This window comes from Klenkia sp. AC732 (assembly GCF_979256525.1).
On sequence record NZ_CEEDOS010000067.1, the window covers coordinates 1 to 12,739 of the forward strand.

The following is a 12,739-nucleotide window of genomic DNA, read 5'->3' on the forward strand; positions in this document are numbered from 1 at the left end:
CCCCGCCCCCGCACCGCCGAGGAAGCCCGGCAGCTGGCCCGCGCCCGGGCCCGCGCCCGGGCCCGCGCCCGAGCTGCTGCACTGGCCCGCAAGGAAGCCGCCCGCCGCCGCCGGCGCGCCGCGCTGGCCCGCGCCACCCGCCGCGCCGCGACGCTCACCGGGGTCCTGGCCCTGGTCCTCGTCGCCGCCGTCGCCGTCGCCGGTGTCCGGCCGCAGACCCCCTCCCCCACCGCCGTCGCCCTGGACCTGGCCTCCCGTGCCGGTGAGCTGCGCGACGCGCTGACCGCCACCGCCACGGGCCTGCGGGACGCCCGGACGGCCGTGGCCACCGCGCGGGCCGAGCTGGCCGCCGCGGAGTCCGAGCAGTCCGCTGCCGCGGGTCCGCCGGCCGGCACCCAGGGCGTCGCCGGGTCCGGCGCGGGCCTGCGGGTGGCCACCGCCCGGGTCGCCCTGCGGGCCGCCGAGGACCGGGTGACCGCCGCGACCCGCGAGGCGCGCCGGCGCGCCGCCGACGCCGACCTGACCGTCGCCGCCGCCCTCGCCGGACTGACCGCCGGACCCACCTCGCCGGACCAGCAGGCCGCCGACGCCGCCGCCCGCGACCGCTGGCAGGCCCAGCTCGCCGGCCTGACCACGGCCGGGATCGCGCTGCCCACCACGGCGCAGCTCGCGACCGGTGACCTCCCCGAGGGCCTCACCCCCGCCCGGGACGCCACCGGCCAGGTGGTGCCCGGCGTGGCGGCGGGCGTGGTCGACGGCCGGGTGGTCGTCGTGCCCTCCGCGGAGACCGCCACCGCCACCAGCTACGCACTGGCCCAGCTCGGGGCGCCCTACGTCCCCGGCGGGACCGGCGCCGCCGGCACCGACTGCACCGGGCTGACCGCCGCCGTCTGGACCGCCGCCGGCCGACCGCTCGGTGCCACCCTGGCCGAGCAGTGGGCCGTCGGGACCGTCGTCCCGGCCGGTCAGGTGCAGGTCGGGGACCTCGTCTTCGGCTCCGACCCGACCGCCGGCCTCGACGACGTCGGCGTCTACGTGGGCGAGGGCCAGGTGGTGACCGCATCCGCGGTGACCCACCAGGTCGCCGTCCTCCCGGTGCCGGCCGGGTCGTCGGCCGTGCGGGTCACCCTGCCGCCCACGACGCCCAACACGCCACCGGCCGGCGACGGCTCGGCCGCGACCCTGTGCGGGGCCGTCCGGCCCCCCGTGGTCAGCGCCCCGGTCGACCCCGCCTGGGGCGGTTGGTCCAACGGCCAGGTGCCGACCTCGGCCCTGTGCCCGATCGGCGGTGGGCACCTGCTCCGCTGCGACGCCGCGGCCGCCTTCCAGTCGCTCTCGCAGGCCTGGCAGAACGCCTTCGGCACGCCGATGTGCCTCACCGACTCCTACCGGTCCCTCGCCGCGCAGGTCGATGCGCACGAGCGCAAGCCGCGGATCACCGCGGTGCCGGGCACCTCGAACCACGGCTGGGGCCTGGCGGTCGACCTGTGCGGGGGCATCAACATCGCCGGGACACAGCAGTCGGCCTGGATGGCCCGCTACGCCGGGCAGTTCGGCTGGGTGCACCCGGACTGGGCCCAGCCGGGCGGGCAGAACCCCGAACCGTGGCACTGGGAGTTCGGGATGCTGCGGGACTGACCGCTCAGACCCAGGGGAGGTCGGCCAGCGACCGCCAGGGCAGCACGGCGCACGGCTCGACGGTCTCGCCGGCCAACCGGGCGGCGACGGCCGGGTCGGCCCACGCGACGGGTCGACCGGGGGTCACCACGACCCGGGCGTCGGCGAGCCGGAGCCCGGCGCGGGAGGCCTGGGCCAGCACGTGCTCGGGTGCGCTGCACGCTGCGGTGGCCAGCAACGGGTCGTCGGCGTCCAGCAGGAGCACCGGGCCCTCGACGCTGCACCGCACGACGACGTCGGCGGCACGCTCCGAGGCCGCGGCCCGGACGGTGAGCACCTCGGCGGCGGGGGTGAAGGGGTGCGGCACCCAGCCGACGACGTCGTCGCCGCGGTGCACGACGACCTGCCAGGCCAGTGCCGACTCGGCCGCGTCGGCCCAGCTGAGGACGGCGATGCCGCGCCGCAGGGCCTCGGCGTCGGTGACCGGGCGGGTGTCCAGCCAGCGCAGCAGGGCCGCGTCCAGCCCGGTGGGGCTCATGTCCTGCTGGCTGCGGGCCACGGCGACGGCGAGGTCGTCCAGGTCGGCCCGCGCGGAGCGTTCGGCCTCCTCGACGACCAGGGCGGTGCCGCGGTCGTCGGTCCGGAGTTCCAGGTGCAGGCCGGCGCGGCCGGCGGCACACAGCCTCCGGGCCGCGGCCAGCAGGTCGGCCGGGTCGCAGGTGGGGCGGGTGAGTCGGGGCAGCAGGCGCAGGGCAGGGCCCAACCGGGTCATGGACGGGCGGTCAGGAGGAGCTGCGGCCACCGGTGAGCGACTCGCGCACCGTCGCCGGGAGTTCGGGCAGGCTCAGGGTGCAGGCCAGCTCCATGGCCGACAGCCGCACCGGGAGGGTGTCGGAGTCCCAGCCGGTGACCAGGCGGACCCGGGCGGCCGAGGTCGGCCACACGACGTCGCGGGCCCGGGCCACGTGCAGCTCGGTCAGCACGTCGACCAGCCGGTCGGCCGTGGAGGCCGGCAGGCCCGGGCGGACGAGGGCGGCCTCGAGGGCGTCGGTGAGACCGTCGCGGTCAGCGGAGGACAGCCAGTGGGGCACCAGGACCACGTGGGTGATCGGCTCGGACACCATGGTCATCGGATGCTCCTGCTCACTACGAGGGCGGGTCGCCCTGGTCTCTCCTGTCACACCTGTATCGGCAGTTCACCCGGATTGTGGAGTCAGGTCACCCGGCGAGTTCCAGCAGCCGGTCCTTGAGGACCCGCTCCGCCCGGTCGGCGTGCACGTTCATGTTGCGCACGGAGGTGCCCAGGTCCGCCGACAGCTGGGTCTTGGTCTGGCCACCCCAGGTCGTCAGGTACCAGGTCACCCAGCCCAGCACGTTGGGCTGACCGGCCCGCTGGTCCGGTCGTGCGGTCGGGTCGGGGGCGCATGCGGCCGTCAGGGCGTGCGAGAGCAGGGTCTGCTCGGCCTCCCCGAGGATCTCGTCGGGCGCCTGGGCGGTGTCGGGCAGCAGGTGGTCGGCCCCGTCGGGGACGCCGTCGAGGGACTGCAGGTTGCGCAGGCCGTTGAGCGTGGCGACGCTCTGCGCGTTCTTGCGCAGCACCGCGACGCTCTGCCCCAGCAGGTCGGCGAGCTCGCGCTCGGAGGGACGGCGCTGGTGGGTGGCCACGAAGGTGGCGATGGCCTTCTGCTGCTTGTTCTCGGTGTCGGTCGCGGTGCGACCGAACGCGGCACGGCCCAGGTCGTGCACCCACTTGGACAGCTGGGTGGCCAGGAAGGCCCCGAACGGGACGCCCTTGCTCTCGTCGTACTGGGCAACGGCCTTGAGCACCCACTCGCTGACCTGCTGGACGACGTCGTCGTTGTCCGGGATGTGCAGCCGGATGGTGCTCATGTTGCGCTGCAGGCGCTTGAGGGAGACCGGCCCGTAGTGGCGGCACAGGTCGGCCAGGAACTGCGGGGGCAGGTCCCGCGGGGCGCGTCGACGCACGCCGCTCTCGGCCCGCAGCCCCACCGTGCGGTGCTCGTGCACCGAACACCAGGCCTTGACCAGGGCGGAGAGGGCGGCGGCCTGGCCGGCGGCGCCGTCGACCCGGTAGAGCCCCTCCCCCTCGTCCAGGGTGACCGTGACGCCCTCGGGCAGGGCCTGGCGGAACTCGGCCAGCGGCAGCTCCCGCTCGGTGCGGAAGTGCACCCGGTCGCGCAGCGTGATCGGCGTCGTCGCCCAGGCCTCGTCCTCGGTGATGCCACCGAACACGAGCGGGCCGGACGGTCGTCGGGACGGTTCTGACACCGGGGACTCCTGTCGTCGGGTCGGATCTCGGGGGAAGACGACGGGGCCGGGTGCCGGTGGTCCGTCGCGGGATCGCGTCTCGGTGAGAGGACGAGCTGCGAGTGGTGCCGTGCCGTGCTGGTGGAGCGGTGGTCAGGCGCTGACGGCCTCGAGGACCTCGGCGGGCCACACCGGGGTGCTGGCCCAGCCGCCCCGCTCGACGTCGCCGGACTGCAGGAACGGCGCCACGACGGCGCTCTCCTCGACGGTCGGCTCAGCCGCGTAGACCGGCATGTGGTCGTACAGCACCGTGAAGAGGTCGCTGACGAACCCGTAGGCGGCCTGGGCCGAGGCCGAGAAGCGCGCCACGTCGGCGCGCGGGCCGAGGTCGACGGCCACGGTGATGCGCAGGACGCGGTCGTCCTTGCTCAGACCGGCCAGCGTCACCGGGACGCCGGCGTGCTCGGTGGCCAGCTGCGCGAGTGCCGCGAGGCACTTGCGGGCCGCGGCGCGGCGTGGTCGCAGCTGGACGTACAGCAGCAGGCTCGCCTGCTCGGCCTCGGTGGTGCCGGGCAGGTCGAGGACCACGGCGGTGTCCCGGGAGGACACCTCCCGGACCGTCGTGCCTTCGGTGTTCGTCGCGCTGCGTGCCATCTCCGTTGCCCCCTGTCACGTGCTCAGGGAGAGGATTGCGCACCGTGGGGCGTGAGTTGAGCCAAAACGGGGTTCGTGTCGCCCAACCGCCAGCGGATTCGTGGGCAGATCACGCCAAGGCGCGCGCCGCCGTGTCGTCCTCGTCGCGGACGGCGGGTGTGCCAGTGGCGGACCCCTTGGTCCCACCGAGCGCGGCGGTCAGCGCGCCGACGGCGTCGGCAGCGACCCGGACGGCCAGGGCACGCGCCGCGGCGATCTGCCGGTACACCTCTTCGCGGTGGATGGACACCTCGCGGGGGGCCTTGAACCCGAGCCGGACGGTGTTGCCGCGGACCTCGACGACGTGCACCTCGATGTCGTCGCCGATGCGGATGGTCTCGCCGATCGTGCGGGTGAGCGTGAGCACCAGTACCCCTCCATGGGTCTCGGTGACCGGCCGTCCTCTGGCCGGGTGGGGCGCGAGCTGCGTCCTCCCCACCATGATCGGCAGCCCGGCAACCTGCCGGTACACCCCTGGGGTGGGTGGGACGTGGTGGTGCAGATGAGTCAGCGGAGGTAGTCCACCAGGGACGTCTGCAGGGTCTTCGCCGAGGCCGACAGGGCGGCCTCGTAGCCGTACTGGCGCATCGTCAGCTCGGTGTAGGTCTTGGCCTGGTCGATGTTCATCACCGCGGACAGCTGACCGTTCAAGTCCAGGTCGGTCTCCGCGTTGATCGCGACCACCGTGTCCAGCCGTGCCGCGCGCACGCCCACGATCGTCCGCGCGTCGGACATGCGTGTCAGAGCCGCGTCGATCTCGTTGAGCCGGCCGTTCAGCGCGGCCGGGTCGGTGCGCAGGTCGGCAGACACCTGCGCGAGCAGGCTGAAGACGTTCGCACCGTCGACCCCCAGGGCCTCGGTGCCACTGACGCCGGTCGGCAGGGTCTCGGTCGAGGACACCCGCACCTCGGGGACGTCGACCCGCCCGGCGTAGGTCGGCGTGGCGCCGGCGACCGAGGTGAAGGCCGCGGAGCCCGACGTCGTCCCACCGAAGACCGGTCGACCGCCGACCTGGCGGTTGGCCAGGGCGAGGATGCCCTGACTGAGGGAGTCCACCTCCAGGGCGAGCGCCTCCCGCCCGGCGACGCTCCCGGACCCGGTGCTGGCGCCCTGCACGACGAGGTCGCGCACCCGGGTCAGCTGGTCGTGCATGGCGTCCAGAGCGGAGTCCGCACTGGACAGCGTGGTCTTGGCCAGGCTGGCGTTGGCGGCGTAACGGCTGTTCAGCGCCAGGTCGCCCTGCGTGCGCATCGCGGTCGCGGTGCCCGACGGGGAGTCCGAGGGCCGGTTCAGGGCCACGCCCGAACTGGCCTGCTGCTGCAGCTTCGCCACGGCCACGAGGTTCGCGTTGATGCCGCGCAGGTTGCTGTCTGCGATGGAGCGGTGGGTCATGCGCACGGGGTCACCTACCGACCAATCCGGTTCTGTTGATCAGGACGTCGAGCATCTCGTCGATGGCGGTGACGAGTCGTGCGGCCGCGGCGTAGGACTGCTTGAAGACCATCAGGTTGGTCATCTCCTCGTCCAGGTTGACGCCGCTGACCGAGCTGCGGGCCAGGTCGACCTGGGCCGCCACAGCGGAGGCCGATGCCACGGCGCGGGTGGCGCTGCCGGCCTCGACACCCAGCCGGGTGACGGCGCCGCGGTAGAGGGTCTCGGCGCTGCCCGGGGCCTGCCCGAGCACGGAGAGCGCGTCGGCCAGTCGCCCGTCGGAGGAGGGGTCTCCCCCGACCGGGCCGGAGCCGGCTGCCGCGATCCGCGCCGGGTCGGTGATGGCGACGGTCAGCGAGGCGGCCGTGGTGCCGGTGAACATCGGTCCCCCGGTCCCGCCGGCCTGGTCGAACCCGGTGGCCAGCGCCGCGTTCACGGTGCTCGCCAGCTGAGAGGCCACGCCGTCCAGCGCGGTGCGGTAGGACGGGAGCACCTGGTTCATGACCTTCAGCTGGCCACCGACGCTGCCCCCGGGGGACAGCGGCGGGCCGCCGTTGCCCAGCTGCAGCACCGCCGGCGTCGCCGGCACCGCACCCAGCGTCGCGCCGCCACCCAGGGTCAGCGTGCTCGCCCCGTTGCCCGTGACGACGGCCGTGCTCCCGACGACGACGTTGACCGTGCCGTCGGGGCCGTCCACGGTCGAGGCGCCGATGCTGGAGGCCAGCCGGGTCACCAGCAGGTCGCGCTGGTCGAGCAGGTCGTTGGTGTTCAGGTTCTGGACGGTGGCCGTGCGGATCGCGTCGTTGAGCTCGGCGACCTCCCGCAGCGAGGCGTTGACCTCGGTCAGGGTGTCCACGGTGCTGGCCCGGGTGTTGGACCACTGCTTGTCCACGGCCGCGGCCAGCGAGTTCAGGCCCGAGGCCAGCGATCGGTTCGAGGCCAGGACCGCAGTGCGCGCGGCGGTGTCGGTCGGGGTGGCCGACAGCTGGCTCCACGTCGACGCGGCGGCGGTGAGCAGGCTCTGCACTCCGGTCTTGCTCGGCTCGCCGAAGGAGGTCTCCAGCTGCTCGAACGCGGTGTCGACGGCCGTGGTGGAGGCCACCGTGCCGCGCTCGGCCAGGCCGCGACGCTCCAGGAAGGCGTCCCGGATCCGGGAGACGGTGTCGCTGTTGACGCCGTCCCCGAGGTTGTCGGACTGGGAGTAGAACGTGTAGGTCTGCGCGGTGTTGCCGGCGCGCAGCTCGAGGCGCTGACGGGTGTAGCCCTCGGTGTTGGCGTTGGCGATGTTCTGCCCGGTGACCTCGAGCGCCCGCTGGTTGGCGGTGAGCGCGCTGTTGGCCAGGTTCAGGGCGGAGAAGCCGCTCACATCGCACCGTCCAGGGTGACCGAGCGGTGCGAGCGGCCCGCGGCGCGGCCGGTGGCCGTGTAGGTCTTCGCCTCGTCGGGCCGGACGCTGAGCAGGGCCTCGTCGATCGCGGCCAGCCCACTCGCGATCAGCTCGCGGTTGGCGTCGGAGAGGCCGCGCAGCTCGGTGACCAGGCCCAGCAGGGTCTCGTGGTGACCGATGAGCAGGTCGTTCCACGGGGCGGCGGCGTGCTCGGCGATGGTCCGCAGCGAGGGGTTGGGCGCCAGACCCAGGTGCGTGGCGATCACCTCGGTGACGGCGCCGCGCTCCACCTCCAGGGTGCGCATCTGGTCGAGCACGACCTCGATCTCGTGGGCGATGCGGGGCAGCCAGCGGTTCTTGCCGCTGATGATCAGGTACTGCTTCTCCTCGGCCTTGAAGAGCAGCAGGTCCAGGAGTTCCTGCTCACGCCAGAGCAGGGTCGACAGGTGCTGGTAGTCCACCGCTGGCTCCTCTCGTCGTCCGATCGCGGTGCACGACGTGCACCCGGGTCTGGCTGTGTCTTCGGCATCCCCGGCAGGCGCTCAAGTCGAAGGGGGAAGTTGTCGAAGGAGGGTCAGGTGTGACTCGTGGGACGCCGAGATAGGACTTCGTGAACACCCCTCGCCCGTCGCCTCCCCAGGCGGGTGCCCCGGTCGCTCCGGTCCGTGACCGTCGGAGCGTCGACGCCCTCGTCACCGAGCACCTGGCCCTGGCCCAGTACGCGGTCAACGCCGTGGCCGCTCGCATCTCCCTGCCCAGCCACGTCAGCCGCGAGGACCTGTCCTCCTGTGCCCAGGTGGCACTCGTGGAGGTGGCCCGACGCTTCGACGCGACGGCCGGCGCCTCGTTCGCCACGTACGCCCTGCCGCGACTGCAGGGGGCGGTGCTCGACGAGCTGCGCTCCGGGGACTGGGCCAGCCGGTCGGTGCGGGCCGCTGCCCGTCGCTCCGACGCCGCGGCCGACGTGCTGGCCGCACGGCTGGGCCGGCCGCCGACGCGGGCCGAGCTCGCGGCCGAGCTCGGCGTCCCGGTGGCGGAGCTGTCCTCCCTGCAGGTGGACGTGCACCGCGCGGTCATGGTGAGCATCGACGCGGAGTCCGGGGACGACGGCGGCACCTTCGACCTGCCCTCGGCCGCCGACTCCCCCGAGAAGGCGCTGGTCAAGAACGAGCGTGCCCGCCACCTGCACACCGCCATGGCCGCACTGCCCGACCGACTGGGCGAGGTCGTCGAGCGCAGTTTCTTCGGTGACGAATCACTGACCGACATCGCGGCCGACCTCGGGGTCACCCTGTCCCGGGTCTCCCAGATGCGCGCCCGGGCCCTCACCCTGCTGCACGCCGCGATGAGCGAGGTGTGGGACGAGCGGCCGGTGGCGGCCGAGGGCGGCGTCCGGGCCCGCAACCAGCAGGCCACCTACGTCGAGCAGGTGGCCACCCGCAGCCGACCGCGGGCCTCCCGCGCCCTGTGGCCGCCGCCGCCCCGATCGGCCGAGCAGGTCCGCGCCGCCTTCACCCAGCCGGCCTGACCCACCCCCGTCGAGGGAGCTCAGAACTCCTTCGCGGTTTGACTCAAGAAGTCGGCCCGGCCAGCCGTTATCAGCTCTGCAACCCCCGCAGCACGGATGCAGCGGGAACCACCAGCACAGCCTTTATCCAGGAGGATCACCATGGGCATGCGCATCAACACCAACACCGCCGCGATGAACGCCTACCGCAACCTGTCGGTCAACGACAACGCGATGAGCAAGTCGCTGGAGAAGCTGTCCTCGGGCTTCCGCATCAACCGCGCTGCGGACGACGCGGCCGGCCTGGCCATCTCGGAGGGCCTGAAGTCCCAGATCGGTGGCCTCAAGGTCGCCATCCGCAACACCCAGGACGGCGTCAGCGTCGTGCAGACGGCGGAAGGCGCACTGTCGACCACGACCAGCATCCTGCAGCGCATGCGTGACCTGGCTGTCCAGGCCGCCAACGACAGCAACGACACCACTGCCCGTTCGGCCATCACGGCCGAGGCGACGCAGCTGACGTCCGAGCTGACGCGCATCGGTGCGACCACGAACTTCAACGGCACCTCGCTGCTCAACGGCACCGCGGGCACCCTGAACTTCCAGGTCGGCGCGGACGGCAACGCCAACAGCCAGATCGGGATCAACCTGGGGTCGATCAACGTCACCGGCGTTGCCACCGCCCTCAGCGCCGGTGGGGGCGGCTCGTTCGACGTCATCACCCCCACCACTGTCGCCGGCAACTTCTCCGTCACCAACGGCACGACCGACGTCAGCGTCGCCATGGGCGCCGCTGGTACCTACAAGACGGTCCAGTCGGTCGCGGACAAGCTGAACTCCAACGCCAACTTCGGCAACACGTTCGTTGCCTCGGTGGACAAGGACAACAAGCTGATCGTGACGTCGAAGGTGGGTGGCACCGTCACCGGTGGCACCGCGGCCACGGCTGCCAGCATCGGCACCGGTGGCTCCACGGTGACCGCCGTCTCCGGTGGCATCTCCTTCGGCACCGCGGCCGCCGCCCAGGCTGCCATCACGGCGATCGACACCCAGATCGACTCGATCTCCGGCGCCCGCGCCACCCTGGGTGCGATCCAGAACCGGTTCGAGAGCACCATCAGCAACCTGAACAGCGCTGTGGAGAACCTGTCGGCCTCCAACTCGCGCATCGTCGACGTCGACATGGCGTCGGAGATGACCGAGTTCAGCAAGAACCAGATCCTGGTCCAGGCCGGCACCTCCATGCTGGCCCAGGCCAACCAGTCCTCGCAGTCGGTCCTCAAGCTCCTGCAGTGAGCTGAGGCGGGAGGAACACCCGCAGCACAGCACTCCCGGTGAGGGGGGCGGCCACCAGGCCGCCCCCCTCACTGCTGTCCCGGGACCGGCGGGTCACCCGGAGGGGGTGGTCGGCCGGCTCAGCTCAACATGTCCCGGGGTCCGCCGATGACAGGAGGGCACACCCGTCCGATCCCCCCGAGAAGGAGCACGCCATGGCACTGGGAGTCGACGGCCTCGTCTCGGGGCTGGACACCACCTCGATCATCTCCAACCTGATGAAGATCGAGGCCAAGCCGCAGGACCTGCTGAAGACCCAGCTGTCGGCCGCGCAGGCCAAGGCCACCGCCTACCGCGCCGTCAACACCCGGTTCGACGCCGTCCGCACCGCCGCCGAGGCGCTCGCCGCGACCAACCTGGCAGCGGCCCGCACGGCCACCAGCTCCAGCAGCGCCGTGACCGCCAGCGCCAGCTCCCTCGCCGTGGACGGGTCCGCCGTCAGCTTCCGGGTCGAGCAGCTGGCGTCCTCCAAGCAGGTCACCAGCGCCTCGAAGTGGACCTCGGCGTCGGCACCGGTCCGCGAGCAGGCCAAGCCGGCCTGGCCGATCAAGGTCCTGGACAGCAGCGGCGCCACCGTCGGGACCATCGACCTGCCGGCGGACGCGACGCTGTCCGACGCCGTCACCGCCATCAACGGCAGCGGCTACGGCGTGCGCGCCACGATCATCCAGCTGGGCCTCAACGAGTTCCGCCTGCAGGTGAGCAGCGACGGCACCGGCAGCGCCGGTGCGCGCACCCTGCAGGGGGCCGACGAGGACGCCACCACCGGCGAGAGCGGCTTCCTGCTGAGCCGGCCCGGCCAGGACGCCAAGCTGTCGCTGGAGGGCGCCGGCGGTCTCGTCGTCACGTCCTCGACCAACACCTTCACCAACCTGCTCACCGGCTTGTCGGTCACGGTCGGCAAGGCCGACCCGACGGCGGAGCCCACGACGGTCCGCGTCGGCGCGGACACGGGCTCGGTCGCCACGAAGGTCAAGGCACTCGTCGACGCCGCCAACGGGGCATTGGCTGCCATCAAGGGGCTGACCGTCTCGACCGCCGGCGGGGGCACCGCGGTCCTGCAGGGCGACAGCGCGCTGGTCTCGCTGTCCAGCCAGCTCCTGGCGACGGTCGCGTCGGGGCTGGGCGGCGCGAGCGCCAGCACCATCGGGCTGCAGCTGACCCGGGAGGGCACCATTGCCTTCGACAGCGCCGTCTTCACCGCCAGGCTGGCCGCCGACCCCGCCGCCGTGACCGCGATGCTGTCCGGCCGACCGGCGTCCACGACCGACGGCGTGACCACCCCGGCGACCCCGGGGATCGCCGGCCGGCTCGCGGCCGTGGCCAAGGCCGCGAGCGACTCGTCCACCGGGACGCTCAACGCCCTCGCCAAGGGCCGCGACACCCTGGCGACGAGCCTGCAGGACAAGATCCAGGCCTTCGACATCCGCCTCGAGTCCCGGCGCGCCACCCTGACGAAGCAGTTCAGCGCACTGGAGACCGCCCTGAACACGATCAAGAACCAGTCCTCCTGGCTCAGCTCCCAGATCGGCCAGCTCTACAACCCGAACAAGTCCTCGTGATCGCCCGCTCCCCCGCCGCTCAGGAGAACCACCGATGACCGCTGCCCTGCGTGCCCGCTACCAGACCGACGCGGTCGCCACCGCCTCGCCCCAGCGGCTGCTGGTGATGCTCTACGACCGGCTGGCCCTGGACCTCGAGCGGGCCCAGGCGGCACTGTCGGCGGGGGACCGCATCGCCGCCAGCGCCCAGCTCATGCACGCCCAGGACATCGTCCTGGAGCTGCACAGCACGCTCAACGTCGAGGACTGGGAGGGCGGTCCGGCCCTGTCCTCGCTCTACAACTGGGTCTACGGCGAGCTCGTGCTGGCCAACGTCAAGGGCGACGCCCGCCGGGTGGCCGACTGCCGCACCGTCGTCGAGCCGCTGCGGGACGCCTGGGCCGAGGCCGCTGCGACGCTCTCCGCCGGTCAGGGGTGAGCCTGCCCGGCCTGCGGGCCATCAGCTCCACCGAGTACCGCGCCGCCCCGGCCACCCGCGCCGAGGACGGCGGCCAGGGCCGGCGCCAGTCCGACCGCCCGGCGCAGTCCTGGGCCGAGGCCCTGGACGGCATCGAGGCCGACACCCACGCCGCCGAGCGCACCCTGGCCGGCGCCACCCCCGACGAGATCGCCGCCTGGGGACGCCGGTCCACCGACTGGGTGCCGCCCTCGGGCCTGGGCCCGCTGCCGGCCGACCTGCGCGAGCGGGCCGCCCGGCTGCTGCAGCACCAGCTCGCCGTCGCCGAGGCCCTCGTGGAGGGCATCACCCAGTCCCGCCGCCAGCGCGACGTCGCCGCCCGGATGTCCCAGAACCCGACCCGCCCGGTGTCCTCGTTCATCGACCGCCCGGTCTGAGCGCCGGCACCGTCCCAGCGCCCCACCAGCACGGCGTGCCCGTCCGACGTCGTCGCCGGGCCCTCGTAGCCGGCCAGCGCCTGGGCCGCCTGCCGGGCAGCCTCC

Annotated in this window: 14 protein-coding genes; 6 read left to right on the top strand and 8 right to left on the bottom strand. The window is 73.3% G+C overall.

What is annotated here, in order from left to right; translation table 11 throughout:
* A partial coding sequence (locus AC0IVP_RS20980; protein ID WP_471759113.1) for an NlpC/P60 family protein occupies positions 1–1,638 on the top strand: 1,638 nt, incomplete at its 5' end.
* A gap of 4 nt (positions 1,639–1,642) precedes the next feature.
* Here the strand turns inward: AC0IVP_RS20980 and AC0IVP_RS20985 are convergent.
* The 8 genes from AC0IVP_RS20985 to AC0IVP_RS21020 form a co-directional block, all read right to left on the bottom strand.
* Positions 1,643–2,389 (bottom strand): hypothetical protein, encoded by a 747-nt coding sequence (locus AC0IVP_RS20985; RefSeq protein ID WP_471759115.1) that lies wholly within the window; start codon positions 2,387–2,389, stop codon positions 1,643–1,645.
* A 10-nt stretch (positions 2,390–2,399) separates the two neighbouring features.
* The gene (locus AC0IVP_RS20990) at positions 2,400–2,747 is read right to left on the bottom strand and encodes a hypothetical protein (protein ID WP_056292840.1); all 348 of its coding nucleotides are present in this window, start codon (positions 2,745–2,747) and stop codon (positions 2,400–2,402) included.
* A gap of 88 nt (positions 2,748–2,835) precedes the next feature.
* On the bottom strand, positions 2,836–3,906 hold the full coding sequence (locus tag AC0IVP_RS20995; protein WP_471759117.1) for a sigma-70 family RNA polymerase sigma factor: 1,071 nt from the start codon (positions 3,904–3,906) through the stop codon (positions 2,836–2,838).
* A gap of 132 nt (positions 3,907–4,038) precedes the next feature.
* The gene (locus AC0IVP_RS21000) at positions 4,039–4,539 is read right to left on the bottom strand and encodes a hypothetical protein (RefSeq protein WP_471759119.1); all 501 of its coding nucleotides are present in this window, start codon (positions 4,537–4,539) and stop codon (positions 4,039–4,041) included.
* A gap of 109 nt (positions 4,540–4,648) precedes the next feature.
* Complete coding sequence (csrA, locus tag AC0IVP_RS21005; RefSeq protein ID WP_471759121.1) at positions 4,649–4,945, bottom strand: carbon storage regulator CsrA; 297 nt, start codon at positions 4,943–4,945, stop codon at positions 4,649–4,651.
* A gap of 140 nt (positions 4,946–5,085) precedes the next feature.
* Positions 5,086–5,970, bottom strand: coding sequence for a flagellar hook-associated protein FlgL (gene flgL / locus AC0IVP_RS21010; protein ID WP_471759135.1), 885 nt, complete (start codon positions 5,968–5,970; stop codon positions 5,086–5,088).
* A gap of 10 nt (positions 5,971–5,980) precedes the next feature.
* Positions 5,981–7,375, bottom strand: coding sequence for a flagellar hook-associated protein FlgK (gene flgK, locus AC0IVP_RS21015; protein WP_471759123.1), 1,395 nt, complete (start codon positions 7,373–7,375; stop codon positions 5,981–5,983).
* Positions 7,372–7,857, bottom strand: a complete 486-nt coding sequence (locus tag AC0IVP_RS21020) for a flagellar protein FlgN (protein ID WP_471759125.1) — start codon at positions 7,855–7,857, stop codon at positions 7,372–7,374. The genes flgK and AC0IVP_RS21020 overlap by 4 nt, the downstream gene beginning before the upstream one ends.
* Before the next feature lie 149 nt (positions 7,858–8,006).
* On the opposite strand from AC0IVP_RS21020, the gene AC0IVP_RS21025 reads away from it, so the two are divergent.
* The 5 genes from AC0IVP_RS21025 (at position 8,007) to AC0IVP_RS21045 (ending at position 12,634) form a co-directional block, all read left to right on the top strand.
* Complete coding sequence (locus AC0IVP_RS21025; RefSeq protein ID WP_471759127.1) at positions 8,007–8,924, top strand: sigma-70 family RNA polymerase sigma factor; 918 nt, start codon at positions 8,007–8,009, stop codon at positions 8,922–8,924.
* Positions 8,925–9,065: 141 nt separating this feature from the next.
* Positions 9,066–10,199: a flagellin N-terminal helical domain-containing protein gene (locus AC0IVP_RS21030; protein WP_471759129.1), complete on the top strand. Its 1,134-nt coding sequence runs from the start codon at positions 9,066–9,068 to the stop codon at positions 10,197–10,199.
* Positions 10,200–10,393: 194 nt separating this feature from the next.
* Positions 10,394–11,800 carry a flagellar filament capping protein FliD gene (gene fliD, locus AC0IVP_RS21035; protein ID WP_471759131.1) on the top strand — a complete coding sequence of 469 codons (1,407 nt, stop codon included), beginning with the start codon at positions 10,394–10,396 and terminating at the stop codon, positions 11,798–11,800.
* Between the two features lie 34 nt (positions 11,801–11,834).
* Positions 11,835–12,218, top strand: a complete 384-nt coding sequence (gene fliS / locus AC0IVP_RS21040; RefSeq protein ID WP_471759133.1) for a flagellar export chaperone FliS — start codon at positions 11,835–11,837, stop codon at positions 12,216–12,218.
* A complete protein-coding gene (locus AC0IVP_RS21045) occupies positions 12,215–12,634 on the top strand; it encodes a hypothetical protein (RefSeq protein WP_235564666.1) in 420 nt (139 codons plus the stop codon). The genes fliS and AC0IVP_RS21045 overlap by 4 nt, the downstream gene beginning before the upstream one ends.
* Positions 12,635–12,739: the final 105 nt, after the last annotated feature.

Excerpts from the sequence above, each read along its gene's own strand:
- AC0IVP_RS20985 (WP_471759115.1), bottom strand. The coding sequence starts at position 2,389 with ATGACCCGGTTGGGCCCTGCCCTGCGCCTGCTGCCCCGACTCACCCGC.
- AC0IVP_RS20990 (WP_056292840.1), bottom strand. The coding sequence starts at position 2,747 with ATGACCATGGTGTCCGAGCCGATCACCCACGTGGTCCTGGTGCCCCAC.
- AC0IVP_RS21000 (WP_471759119.1), bottom strand. The coding sequence starts at position 4,539 with ATGGCACGCAGCGCGACGAACACCGAAGGCACGACGGTCCGGGAGGTG.
- flgL (WP_471759135.1), bottom strand. The coding sequence starts at position 5,970 with ATGACCCACCGCTCCATCGCAGACAGCAACCTGCGCGGCATCAACGCG.
- AC0IVP_RS21030 (WP_471759129.1), top strand. The coding sequence starts at position 9,066 with ATGGGCATGCGCATCAACACCAACACCGCCGCGATGAACGCCTACCGC.
- fliD (WP_471759131.1), top strand. The coding sequence starts at position 10,394 with ATGGCACTGGGAGTCGACGGCCTCGTCTCGGGGCTGGACACCACCTCG.
- fliS (WP_471759133.1), top strand. The coding sequence starts at position 11,835 with ATGACCGCTGCCCTGCGTGCCCGCTACCAGACCGACGCGGTCGCCACC.